The organism is Hymenobacter tenuis (assembly GCF_054780495.1).
The window spans coordinates 2,246,112-2,258,345 of sequence record NZ_BAAGWF010000001.1 but is presented as its reverse complement, the minus strand read 5'-3'; the positions used below and the strand labels follow the sequence as shown (position 1 = coordinate 2,258,345).

Sequence of the window (12,234 nt, the reverse complement as noted above, 5' to 3'; positions counted from 1 at the left end):
TAGGGCGCTGAGGCATAAAATGACATTGAAAACGTAGGTAGAGTAGTGTGGTACTCCCACTTCGCGCTACTTTCGCTTATGCGCCTACTGCCTTTCTACCCACTTCTCCTGCTTGCCGCCACTGCCTGCGTGCCATTGGGTACACCCATTACAGACCCTAATGCCGCCCGCCGGCCTAGTGCGCCGGGGCAGCAGGCACCCGAGTACTACGCCGACAAAACCCTGCGCTACGAGGACGCTACCTACGATCCCAACGTGCGGACGGTGCAGTGCTATATGCCCACAGGTCAAGCCAACGAGGTGTTTACGCCGCCGATAGTGCCGTTGGTACAGGGGCAACCGCTGGCGCTGGAGTTTGATGTGCTGGGCGGGCAGGGGCAGCGCCTCACGGCCAAGCTCATCCATTGCGACGTGAACTGGCAGCCGTCGGTGCTGACGGACATGCAGTTTCTGAACGAGATTAACGAGCAGAACATCACGGATTACCGGGCTTCCGTTAACACCAAAGTTCCCTACTACCATTACCGCGTCCGGATGCCGCGGGTGAAGCTCTCGGGCAACTACCTGTGGGTAGTGCAGGGGCCGGGCGGCACGCCGTTGCTCTCGCGCCGCGTGCTGGTGTTTGATGAGGGCGGCGTGCAGGTATTTTTGAAGCAGGGAATTCCGGTGGCGGGGCAGGAGCGCTACACCTTGCAGCAGCTGGATTTCGGGATTCGCTACAGCATGAACTTGGTAAATCCGGCGCAGGAAGTGAAGGTGGTGCTGCGCCAGAATTTCCGCTGGGATAATGCCCGCTATAACCTGCGCCCCACGTTTGTGCGCGATGCCGAGCGCCAGCTTGACTACCAGTACTTCAACTTCGAAAATGCTTTTCCGGGCCTAAGCGAGTTCCGCTTCTTTGACTTGCGCACGTTCCGGGCCCTAGGGCAAGGCGTGGCGAAGCTCGATGCCGAAGCCTCGCCACGCACGGCCGTGTTGCTGTCCGAAGCTACCCGCAACGGCCAGGGCTACACCCAATACGATGATATCAACGGCCAGCGCGTGATTGAAAGCCGCGAGTATGGCAACGGCGCTACCAATGGCGAATACCTTGACGTAACGTTTCAGCTCCGAGCTGCGCAAGCCGCGCCCGGCCCCGTGTATGTACTAGGTGCTCTCACCGACTGGAAGCTCAAGGATGAGTTTAAGCTCACCTACGACCTAGCAAACCAAGTGTATACCGGCCATGCGCTGCTGAAGCAAGGGTACTATAACTACATCTACGCCGTGCAAACGCCCCAAGGCCCCAACAGCGTGTACTGGGAAGGCAGCCACCAAGAAACCGAAAATCAGTATGATCTGCTGGTGTACTACCGCCCGCCTGGCACCCGCTCTGATTTGCTGATTGGGTACCAGACCGTGACGGTAAACGGCCGGCGTCCCTAGGGTAATTGTGGCCGGCAAGTGGCACCCTTAGTAGTTGCCGTCGGCGCCACCGCCTCCCGAGGTGCCCCCACCAAACTGGAAGCTAGGCTCGGGCGCTTTCAGCTGGTTTTCGGTTACGTGCGACATCACGAGGGCTTCCAGGTTTAGTTGGCTGAACTCTGGGCTGTCGGCAGGTTGGGAGGTTAGGCCATGCCTAGTAGAACGTAAGTAGCGCAAGGCCCAACCGGCCACTACTATCAGCAGCGCGCCGCCCAGGGTAAGCGCTACTTCTGGGGGTAGTAGCTGCCGGTAGAAGCGGTAGGTGTACAGCGAAAAAGCCAGCGCCACCAGGCCCGTATGCAGAAAAATACGGTCGAAATGCCGCAGACCCCGGTAAATGTAGAGCACTGGAATAGCTGCCGTGAAGACGTAAAACAAAGGCGCAAAGCTGATCTGGACAGATACCGACAGGTTATTGAGCAGCGCGTTTGCCTCGCGTACTACCAGGTAGTTGCCAGCAAGGTAAAAGCAGGCTAACGCCAAAACCTTCAGGGTTCGGAGGCAAGTTTGGTAGTACGGGTAGTCGGCTCGGCGGGCAAGCTGCGTGGTGGTATAGTAACTGCCAACGGTGGCCAGCATCAAGGCAAACGGGAGCAGGGCTTTGCCTAGGGCAAACGGCAGCATGAAGGCCACTACAATTGCCAGATACACCCCGAAGCTGACGGCTCCCACCAGCGGATCGGCGTAGCGGACTAGGGCTACAAGCAGCAAAAACCATACAGGTAGCAGCAGTTGCCATAGTACGCCCCGCACCAACGAACCCTCCAGATCCAAAGACCCAATCAATGCTTTGTTGTAAAAATACAAGAGTGCTGCTACTCCAAAGCCTAGCGCAATATAGAGCAAGGCATTGTCTACACCTGAGCGATAGAGGCGCTTAGACACGATGAGAGTTTCTAGCAGAATAAAGGCGAAAACGCTGCACAGCAGAGAGCATGACATAATCAACGACTCCTCATCGACGCTTGAATTTCCGTTGGAGAAAGATCCTAGTACAGACAGAAAGAACAGCAAACTTGCCCCCGCACTCCCAATGCAGGTGAAGATGAATAGCGTGATCTTGATGAACAGGTGCGGCGAATAGTGCTCGTCGGGGAAGGCTTGGGTAATGTCTGAAACATGCGCGTCAGAAAGCAAGTGGCTTTTCCGCCAGCGCCGCGCGGCTTTCTGTACAAACCCATTGAAAATCCACTGCTCGTTATAGGCTTTTGCTTTCATGGATTTCCAGAATCTTTTTCAGGTTGAGTAATAGCCAAATGGCGCCGATGGTTGACAGCGGGAAATACAGGAAGGCCAGCGCCACGGAAATAGAGCTATCGAGCTGAAAGAAGAGGTATGTGAAGGCTGTATATCCATAAAGCGCCCCTAGCAGCAGAAACACGTAGGAGTGCGTTCGTTTGGCGTACCGATACAGGGCGGCGCTGAGGGCTAGAATGAGCAAGGCGGCCGGTACGGGCGACAGGAAACCAAGCTCCGTTTCTCCGCGCCACAGAATACTATTGGCCGCCACCAGCGCTAGGTTGCTGCCTAGTAGCAAGTAGGTGTAGCCGAAGTGCTTTTTCCTGTCAGCGTATTCCGAGAACAAGCCCACGGCGCACAAAAGCAGCCCGAGCCCAATAGCTGCGGAATCAAGGTGAGGAAGAGAATAATTGTTCTGGGTGAAGGCCGACAACGGAGCCACGCTGACGCCTACCCAGGCCGCTAGCCCCGTAATGGCCATGGAGAGTACGCCCACGTGGTCGAAGCGGTAAGCACAGAAAAAGAACAGCACGGTAGGTAGTAACACCAGCAACCCGTACCGGCTCCCGAAGAAATTGTATTGATATTGCAGATAGCCTACCAAGGTTAAGAAGGTAAGGCAGGCTAGTAGTAAGATGTAGGAGGCACCCGTAGAAGTCCTAGGATTCGCTTGCCAGGTAAATGGCTGCCGCTTCCAGTACGCGTAGCCAAATCCGGCTCCGGAAATCAGCGCGATGCCCGCCACCACAAAGCCATGGCCAATGCTGTCAATATGCTGATAGATCAGAAGCCCCAGGCCAGTGCTCAGCAACGTAACGCCTAGCGCTAGCAGGGTGCGCAGCTCAACGTATAAGGAGAAGGGCTTTTTATGCTCATATTCCGCAATAGCAGCTGCCTGCTCAGCAGGTAGCAGGTGCCGGGCCCGTAGCGAAGCCAGGATAGTTTCCGTCATAGAATAGCTTGCTGCATGAAGCGGCCAGCGCCAATAGTGGCGGGCGAGCAAACATAGTGCTTTCCGGGGAGGCAAGGAAGGTAGGCAAGCCGCTGAATGGCTGAGTAGTATGAAATGCCGCCTTGCGCTTTAGCAGCATGCAAGGAAGCTGGGCCGGACAGCCAAAGGGGCAGTGGTTGCGTAAGCGGGTATTCCTCTTCATTCTGGATTTCGCTGCATGTCGCTTTATAATTTGATTCTGGTAGTGTTGGGCATTGCCATTATGGGCGTGGCCTGGTTACCATCTCTGCTCAAGAAGTTTCCGCTGTCGTACCCCATTCTGTTTGTGGGTCTGGGCATGTTGGTATACAGCTTGCCGCTGGGGCTGCCTACACCTGACCCCGTCAAATACTCGGGCTTTACCACGCACCTCACCGAAATCTGCGTTACGGTAGCCCTCACGGGCACCGGCCTTAAAATCGACCGCAAGTTTTCATTCATTCGCTGGCGCATTCCGCTGCTGCTGGTATTGGTGCTGATGATTATCACGATTGTGGGGTTTGCGGGTGCCGCGTGGTGGATGGTTGGGTTGGCGCCGGCCTCAGCAGTGCTGCTGGCCGCCAGTATGGCTCCCACCGACCCCGTACTGGCCGGCGACGTGCAGGTTGGCAAGCCCGGCGAGGGTAGGGAAGACAACGTACGGTTTGCTCTCACCGGTGAAGCTGGCCTTAACGATGGATTAGCTTTCCCATTTGTGCACCTGGCCCTGGTGTTGTTGCCCGTGGCGGCTTTGCCGCTAGCTGAGCGCCTAGTGCATTGGGCCTGGATGGATGTGCTCTACCGGACGGGAATGGGCGTGCTCGCCGGCTGGCTGGCCGGTAAGGTGCTGTCGTACCTGATTTTTGACTTGCCCCGCCGAATTAGTATCAGTCCGGAGGCGTATGGATTTGTGGCACTGGCGGTTACGCTTACTGCCTATGGCACTACGGAGCTGCTGAAAGGCTATGGCTTTTTGGCCGTGTTTGTGGCCGCTGTAACGCTTCGGCGGCATGAGCGCAGCCATGAGTATCACACGGAAATGCATGAGTTTACTGATCAGCTGGAACGCCTGTTCATTGTCGTCATTTTGATTTTATTTGGAGGCGCTTTAGTGCGAGGAATGCTCGCGCCGCTTACTTGGGGTGGCGTAGGGCTGGGCCTGTTTTTACTGCTGATATTGCGCCCCTTAGGTGGCATGCTAACGCTCATCCGCACCCGTATTGCCTGGCCAGAGCGTGTTGTTATTTCGTTTTTCGGCATTCGAGGTATTGGCTCGTTTTTCTACCTGGCATATGCTATCAACAAGGTAAATTTTCCAGATAGCCGCGAGCTGTGGGCCATTGCTGGCTTCACGGTTCTTACTTCCATTGTACTACACGGGGTGCTGGCCACGCCGGTAATGGACTGGCTCGACCGGAAGCAGGGCCGGCCTACCGGCGTGGAGCTGGACGAGCAGCAGCAACAAGAAGCGGAAGTGGCTGGGTAGCAAGCGTGGGGTATACTGGCAGAATAGGAGTAAGGGTAGGGAGGTAGCAGCGTTTCGGGTGGCTGAAGCCAACGGCAAGCGCCCAACTTGCGTTTGAACGCATATCTCCCATTCATTCCTTCCTCTCATGAAAAATACGCTTTTACTCGCTTTGGGCGGCACCGCGCTGGTGCTGGCTCAGGGCTGTGCTACTAACCCCGTGACGGGCAAACGAGAAGTAATGCTCGTGTCAGAAGGGCAGGAGCTGGCCATGGGGCAACAGTCCGACCCGGCGGTGCAGGCCCAGTTTGGGGTGTACCCCGATGAGAAGATGCAGCAGTTCATCAACGAAAAAGGTAAGAAGATGGGCGCCGTATCGCACCGCCCCACGCTCACGTACCAGTTCCGCGTCGTCGACTCGCCTGTTATTAATGCCTTTGCGGTGCCCGGCGGCTACGTGTATTTCACGCGCGGCATTATGGCCCACTTTAACAATGAGGCGCAGTTTGCCGGCGTGCTAGGCCACGAAATTGGCCACGTAACGGCCCGCCACTCGGCCAAGCAGCAAACCAACGCCATTATTGGGCAGGTGGGCCTGATGGGCGCCATGATTGCCTCGCCCCGCGTTGCGCAGTTTGGCGAGCAGGCCATGCAGGGCATGCAACTGCTGTTCTTGAAGTTTGGACGCGACGACGAAAGCCAATCAGATGAGCTAGGGGTAGAATATTCCAGCAAGATTGGCTACGACGCCTCCCAGATGGCCGACTTCTTCCGGACGCTGCAGCGCGAACAGGAGAAAAGCCAGACCGAGGCCATTCCGGACTTCCTGAGCACGCACCCCAACCCCGCCGACCGCTACGAGCGGGTGCACCAGCTGGCCGCGCAGTGGAAGCAGCAAAACGGAAACCCCAAGCTCGCCATCAACCGCGACCAGTACCTGAAACTCATTGATGGCATTGTGTACGGCGAGGATCCACATCAGGGCTTCGTAGAAAACAACGCCTTCTATCACCCACAGCTAAAATTCAGGTTCCCCGTGCCCCAGGGCTGGAAAACCCAGAATACACCCCAGCAATTTCAAATGGCTGATCCCGCTGGCAAGGCCCTCATGATGCTAGCCCTTGCCCCTGGCAAAACCCTCGAAGAAGCTGCTCAGGCCTTGGTGCAGCAGTTTAAGCTGCAGCCCGCCGAGTCCAAGAAAACTACTGTGAATAACTTTCCGGCGCTGGCGTTTGTGGCCAACCAGGTGCAGCAAGACCCCCAAACGGGCCAGCAGGTAGCCGGCGTGCAGGTATTGTGCTACCTCATTCAGGACGGGCAAACCATTTATGCGCTGTTGGGCGTGGCCGCTCCCACTGATTTTGCCAGCTACGCGCCCACGTTCACCAGCACCATGGAAGGGTTTCAGCGCCTCACCGATCCTGAGAAGCTTAATCGTCAGCCCGAGCACGTGCGCATCCGCTCGGTGAAAACCGGCCAAACGCTGGCCCAGGCCCTCAAGGCTAATGGCATGCCCGACGCCCGAATGGAAGAGCTAGCCATTCTCAACGGAATGCAGCTCACGGACCGCCTCGGGGCTGGCATGCAGTTTAAGATAGTGAGTAAGTAAGCGCCACTTTAGCCGCAAAAAGCACCTAGGGCTGCCCTACAGGAAGGAAAGTTAGGGCCTCATCAACGTGGCCCGATTTTTTCCGTAGGCAGGCTCATAGGTTCTGTTTGTGTGTTCCTTTCTCTCCCTGTTGCATGAAACTTCATCCCACCATTTCCCGCAGGCTGCGCCTAGGCGCACTCGGGCTATTGCTTCCGCTAGCTGGCTCCACGGCATTTAAAGCGCCTCAGCAAACCAAAAAGGCCGACCCGCAGGTAATTGCGCAATTTGGCTTACTTGATAATGCGCCCCTACAGCGGTTTATTCAGCAGAAGGGTCAGCAAATGGCCGCCGTTTCAAACCGTGCGGACTTCGGCTACAATTTCACTATTGTTGATTCTCCTATTATCAACGCCTTTGCGGCGCCTGATGGCAACGTGTATTTCACGCGCGGCATTATGGCTCACTTCAATAACGAGGCGCAGTTTGCCGGCGTACTAGGCCACGAAATTGGCCATATCACGGCCAAGCACGGCCAGAAGCAGCAAACCCGCTCCACGCTGGCCTCAGGGGCGTTGCTGCTAGGGTCTATCTTTTCGAGTAGGGTAGCGCAGCTGGCCCAGCCACTGTCGCAGGGGGTAGGGCTGCTGTTCCTGAAATACGGCCGCGACGATGAGCGGGAATCGGATAAACTGGGCGTGGCGTACAGTACCAAAATAGGCTACGACGCTTCGTACATGGCCGATTTCTTCCAGACCTTGCAGCGCGAGCAGCAGTTGAGCGGCGCAGGTGCCGTGCCTGACTTCCTGAGCAGCCACCCCAATTCTGCCGACCGGTATACTACCGTAAAGCAGCTAGCAGCTGCGGCAAAGCAGCAAGCCGGTGGCCGCCAACTCACCGTGAACCGCAACCCGTATCTGCGGATGCTGGAAGGCCTGCCGTACGGCGAGGATCCGCGCCAGGGTTTTGTGGAAGGCGGCGTGTTTTATCACCCCGATCTGAAGTTTCGGTTCCCGGTGCCGCAAGGTTGGAAGTCCCAGAACTCGCCTTCGCAGTTTCAGATGGCGGAGCCCAACGGCAAAGCAGTTCTTATCCTGACTACTGCTGGCAACGGTACCCTTGATGCTGCCGCTCAGAGCCTAGCTGAGCAACTGAAGCTACAGTCGCCGCAGGCCAGCCGCACTACCATCAATGGTTTTCCAGCCATTGCCATTCAGGGCGACCAGGTAGGCCAGAATCAGCAAGGCCAGCAGGGCATCACGGCTAGCACCTTGTCTTACGTAATCCAGGACGGGCAAACGCTGTATGCCCTCATCGGCCTATGCGGGCCGCAAACGCTGAACACCTACGGCCCAACTTTCCAGCGGGTAGCGCAGGGGTTTGCACGTCTTTCAGATGCTAATAAGCTCAACCGTCAGCCCGAAAAAATCCGCATCAAAACCGCTAAAGGAGGCCAGACACTTGCTTCAGCGTTGGCCGCCAACGGTATTCCTTCCAAGCGCTACGAGGAGCTAGCCATCCTCAACGGCATGAAAACCACTGATAAACTAGCTGCTGGTCAGTTGTATAAGGTGGTTGGGAAGTAATTCCTTTCTTATATTATAGAAAGCTAGGCTTCGAGTTTTTCGAGGCCTAGCTTTTTTATGCAGAGTTGTATATGCATTGGGTCAAATAATATCCATATATCATCTCCAATTGGAATAGTAGGAATAAAATCTTTGTTCAAATAGAAATTAGCTACGCCTACTACTATGGTTTCGAAATAAAGTAATGCCAAATGTGGCTCATTGTAGTAAGTTTCTATATTTATTATATTGTAATTTGTATCACGTGATGTGGTTGTGTTGATATAATAGCCCCAAATTTCATAGCGAGAAAGTTCACTCCCTATATAATGTTGCCAAAAATCATTACTAGCTCTGAATTTCTCCGAAGAAGTAGTAAATGACTTTTTGGCTATACTTAAAGCGTACTGTTCCCACCCTTTCACAGTGTTCCATGAAATGAATATAGTCTGCTTATTATCGAATACAAGTTCAAGCTGATGAGCTATAATATCAACTCCTTGTTTATTGGTAGTTAAATATTCCACGTCGCAAACATCATGATAAAAGTAGTCTGATAATTTGCTGCTTAATACTTGATTTAGAGGGTTTGTAATATATTGTTTTAAAAGATCAATGCTCATAGTGAAATAATATTTTAATAAAAAGCGCCCCGACCGAATATCGGCCGGGGCGCTTAAGTTACTAGGCTGCCTGAGAAGCGAAACTATGCCTTCTTCAAAAACTCGGTTTTGAGCACCATGGTGCTGCCACCGGCACGACCTTCAATTTCGCTAGGGCTGTTGGTGAGGCGAATGTTCTTTACCACGGTGCCGCGCTTGAGCGTAAGCGAGGAGCCCTTCACCTTCAGATCTTTGATGATCGTCACTGAATCGCCTTCCGCGAGCAGGTTGCCGTTGCTATCTTTTACGTCCATGTGAAAAGGCGTTGCTAAACCGTGTAATTCAAGAAATTCGACTTAATCCGTAATTAGACGTTGAAGCGGAAGTGCATGATGTCGCCATCCTGCACCACGTATTCTTTGCCTTCCACGGCCATTTTTCCGGCTTCTTTGATTTTTACTTCGGTCTTATATTCTTGGTAGTCGGCCAGCTTGATAACCTCTGCGCGGATAAAGCCTTTCTCGAAGTCGGAGTGGATGACGCCAGCGGCGGCGGGGGCTTTGTCACCGCGGTGGATGGTCCAGGCGCGTACTTCCTGCACACCGGCTGTGAAGTAGGTAATCAGGTTCAGCAGCGAATAAGAAGCCCGGATCAGGCGGTTCAGGCCTGACTCCGTGAGGCCGTATTCGCCCAGGAACATTTCCTTTTCCTCGGGGTCTTCCATCTCGGCAATCTGCGACTCAATGGCGGCCGATACTAGCACTACTTCGGCGCCTTCCTTCGCCACATGCTCCTGCAGGGCTTTGGTGTGGGCATTACCTGCCGTGATGCTGGCCTCATCTACGTTGGCTACGTAGATGACAGGCTTGATAGTAAGCAACTGCAAATCAGCTACGGCTTCCAGCTCCTCGGGCGTGGCCTGCACAGCGCGGGCGTTCTGGCCATCTTCCAGCGCTGCCTTAAACTTCTGGAGCGCGGCTACTTCTTTCTTTGCCTGGGCATCGCCGCCTTTGGCCGCGCGCTCCGACTTTACCAGTTTCTTGTCTACGCTCTCCAGATCTTTGATCTGCAGCTCGGTGTCGATTACGTCCTTATCGAACACGGGGTCAACGCCGCCGGCCACGTGCACAATGTTCGGGTCATCGAAGCAGCGCACTACATGAATGATGGCATCTACCTCGCGGATGTTGGCCAGGAACTTGTTGCCGAGGCCTTCGCCTTTACTGGCGCCTTTTACTAGGCCCGCAATGTCCACAAACTCAATGATGGTAGGCAGTACGCGCTTGGGGTTTACTAGGGCTTCCAGAATTTGGAGGCGCTCATCCGGCACCGTAATGACGCCCACGTTGGGTTCAATGGTGCAGAAGGGGTAGTTGGCCGACTCGGCCTTGGCGTTAGAAAGCGCGTTGAACAGCGTGGATTTGCCCACGTTCGGCAGGCCGACGATACCGCAGCGGAGACCCATATGGTGAAGTTGTGAAGTTGAGAAGTAGTGAAACAGGCCAGAGGCGCATTTCATGGCGCAAAGGTACGGGGCTTTTTCGGGGAAAGCACTCTTTGAACGCACGACGGCGCGCCAGGGCCGAAGCCGGGCGCGCCGTGCGGTGGGAAGCGTATTAAATCAGAGTAGTAAAACGTGTTTCGCTAGGCTTCCGGAAAAAGGTTAGTACGTGTCGGGGGAGGCGCTGAAACCGGCTTCGCGGTTTTCGGCATCGTACGCAGGGCGGGGGCGGTCCAGTTCTGCTACCTCTTCTGGCGTCAGCAACTCGTCGCGCACGTAGTCCACAGCATCCTGCAGGGCATCCACAAACTTGAGGAAGTCTTCCTTGTACAGGAAAATCTTGTGTTTCTCGTAGGAGAAGGTGTCGTCGTCGCGTAGGCGGCGCTTGCTCTCCGTAATGGTCAGATAATAATCCTGTCCGCGCGTAGCCTTCACGTCAAAAAAATAAGTGCGCTTACCGGCTTTAATGCGTTGGGAGTAAATCTCCTCCTGGTCGTGACGGTCTTCCACAGTCCTTCTAGTAAAGTTTTGTTATTCCAAGAATATTGAAGTTCCGTGCAAAATACGGGCTTTGATTTAGATATAAAAATTTGAAGTCTCGCTTTTTCATTTTCCTAGCTGAATACGTCTATAACCTAGCTAAATAGTAAAATCAGTCCACTTTGCTTGTAAGGCAGGAGTAGGAGAGAAGCTGGTATAAAATCAAGAAATATATCTCATGTTTTTATATTAAGTAATTGCTATAGTTGGCTTGCTTTGCGCAATATACCTTAAGCTTTGCACAGCTTGCTTGCTTTACTAGCAGTACTCCTAAAGGAGCTGAACCAGGCAAATGGGGTTGCTGTTCACCTGGCACCTAGGGCAGCCCGTGTGGTTTCCTTGTATCTTGCTAGCGTCACACATTGTATTTGCCATGCCCCAACCACTCGATCTGGCCGCTGTTCGGCCCTTTGAAAACCTGGAGTTTCTGGCTCGCCAATTGGTGGAAGGCTTTATCACCGGCCTGCACCAGTCGCCGTACCATGGGTTTTCGGTGGAGTTTTCGGAGCACCGGCTCTACAATCCTGGCGAAAGCACCCGCCACCTCGATTGGAAGGTGTTTGCCCGCACCGATAAGCTGTTCGTGAAGCGCTACGAGGAGGAAACCAACCTGCGCTGCCATCTGCTGCTGGATGTAAGCCCGAGCATGTATTACCCCGCACCCTCGCATGATAAGCTGCGCTTTTCAGTGCTGTGCGCGGCGGCCATTGCCACGCTGCTGCAAAAGCAACGCGATGCGGTGGGCCTCGTGACGTTTGCCGAGCAGGTGGAGCTGCAAACGCCCGTACGCTCCACCAGTACTCACCGCCACACCTTGCTGCTCACGTTGCAACAATTGCTGGAGCGCCCAGCCACCCCCGGCCGTGCCCGCACCAATGTAGCTGGTGTAATTCATACCATTGCCCAGCAAATACCCAAACGCTCGTTGGTGGTGCTGTTTTCGGATATGCTGGGCCGCGCCCCCGAGGAGCAAACCGAAACCCTGGCCGCCCTGCAGCACCTGCGCCACCAGCACCACGAGGTGCTGCTGTTTCATGTGATGGACCGCGCCACCGAAGCAAATTTTGAATTCCAGGACCGACCCTACCTCTTCGAGGACCTTGAAACCGGCCAAACGGTAAAGCTGCAGCCCTCACAGGTGCGCGAGCAATACCAGGCCGCCATGCGCAAGTATGAGCACGAGCTGGCGCTGCGCTGCGGGCAGTACAAGATTGACTTCGTGCCAGTAGATATCCGCGAGCCGTTCGACAAAGTGCTGTACGCCTACCTCGTAAAGCGCGGCAAAGTGCGCGGGTAAAAA

The 12,234-nt window shown here is 54.8% G+C and carries 11 protein-coding genes; 5 read left to right on the top strand and 6 right to left on the bottom strand.

The window, feature by feature from the left end:
• Positions 1 to 78: 78 nt before the first annotated feature.
• Positions 79 to 1,425, top strand: coding sequence for a type IX secretion system plug protein (locus tag ACYVGU_RS09800; protein WP_460621892.1), 1,347 nt, complete (start codon positions 79 to 81; stop codon positions 1,423 to 1,425).
• 27 nt (positions 1,426 to 1,452) lie between these two features.
• Here the strand turns inward: ACYVGU_RS09800 and ACYVGU_RS09795 are convergent, their stop codons facing one another.
• Both ACYVGU_RS09795 and ACYVGU_RS09790 read right to left on the bottom strand, forming a co-directional pair.
• Positions 1,453 to 2,682: a hypothetical protein gene (locus tag ACYVGU_RS09795; protein ID WP_460621891.1), complete on the bottom strand. Its 1,230-nt coding sequence runs from the start codon at positions 2,680 to 2,682 to the stop codon at positions 1,453 to 1,455.
• A complete protein-coding gene (locus ACYVGU_RS09790; protein ID WP_460621890.1) occupies positions 2,663 to 3,655 on the bottom strand; it encodes a DUF2157 domain-containing protein in 993 nt (330 codons plus the stop codon). Before ACYVGU_RS09790 ends, ACYVGU_RS09795 begins: the two co-directional genes overlap by 20 nt.
• 217 nt (positions 3,656 to 3,872) lie before the next feature.
• Here ACYVGU_RS09790 and ACYVGU_RS09785 point away from each other — a divergent pair, with 217 nt between their 5' ends.
• The 3 genes from ACYVGU_RS09785 to ACYVGU_RS09775 all read left to right on the top strand — a co-directional run bounded on the left by ACYVGU_RS09785 (position 3,873) and on the right by ACYVGU_RS09775 (position 8,312).
• On the top strand, positions 3,873 to 5,159 hold the full coding sequence (locus tag ACYVGU_RS09785) for a cation:proton antiporter (RefSeq protein ID WP_460621889.1): 1,287 nt from the start codon (positions 3,873 to 3,875) through the stop codon (positions 5,157 to 5,159).
• Positions 5,160 to 5,286: 127 nt separating this feature from the next.
• Complete coding sequence (locus tag ACYVGU_RS09780) at positions 5,287 to 6,747, top strand: M48 family metalloprotease (protein ID WP_460621888.1); 1,461 nt, start codon at positions 5,287 to 5,289, stop codon at positions 6,745 to 6,747.
• A gap of 134 nt (positions 6,748 to 6,881) precedes the next feature.
• The gene (locus ACYVGU_RS09775) at positions 6,882 to 8,312 is read left to right on the top strand and encodes a M48 family metalloprotease (protein ID WP_460621887.1); all 1,431 of its coding nucleotides are present in this window, start codon (positions 6,882 to 6,884) and stop codon (positions 8,310 to 8,312) included.
• Positions 8,313 to 8,335: 23 nt separating this feature from the next.
• On the opposite strand, the gene ACYVGU_RS09770 is transcribed toward ACYVGU_RS09775, so the two are convergent.
• The 4 genes from ACYVGU_RS09770 to ACYVGU_RS09755 all read right to left on the bottom strand — a co-directional run bounded on the left by ACYVGU_RS09770 (position 8,336) and on the right by ACYVGU_RS09755 (position 10,904).
• A complete protein-coding gene (locus ACYVGU_RS09770) occupies positions 8,336 to 8,914 on the bottom strand; it encodes a hypothetical protein (protein WP_460621886.1) in 579 nt (192 codons plus the stop codon).
• Between the two features lie 83 nt (positions 8,915 to 8,997).
• Positions 8,998 to 9,207 carry an alkylphosphonate utilization protein gene (locus tag ACYVGU_RS09765; protein ID WP_460614642.1) on the bottom strand — a complete coding sequence of 70 codons (210 nt, stop codon included), beginning with the start codon at positions 9,205 to 9,207 and terminating at the stop codon, positions 8,998 to 9,000.
• A 53-nt stretch (positions 9,208 to 9,260) separates the two neighbouring features.
• Positions 9,261 to 10,358, bottom strand: coding sequence for a redox-regulated ATPase YchF (gene ychF / locus ACYVGU_RS09760; RefSeq protein WP_460621885.1), 1,098 nt, complete (start codon positions 10,356 to 10,358; stop codon positions 9,261 to 9,263).
• Positions 10,359 to 10,556: 198 nt separating this feature from the next.
• Positions 10,557 to 10,904 (bottom strand): DUF3276 family protein, encoded by a 348-nt coding sequence (locus ACYVGU_RS09755; protein ID WP_460614640.1) that lies wholly within the window; start codon positions 10,902 to 10,904, stop codon positions 10,557 to 10,559.
• Between the two features lie 403 nt (positions 10,905 to 11,307).
• Between ACYVGU_RS09755 and ACYVGU_RS09750 the strand changes: the two genes are divergently transcribed.
• A complete protein-coding gene (locus ACYVGU_RS09750; protein ID WP_460621884.1) occupies positions 11,308 to 12,231 on the top strand; it encodes a DUF58 domain-containing protein in 924 nt (307 codons plus the stop codon).
• Positions 12,232 to 12,234 lie beyond the last annotated feature (3 nt).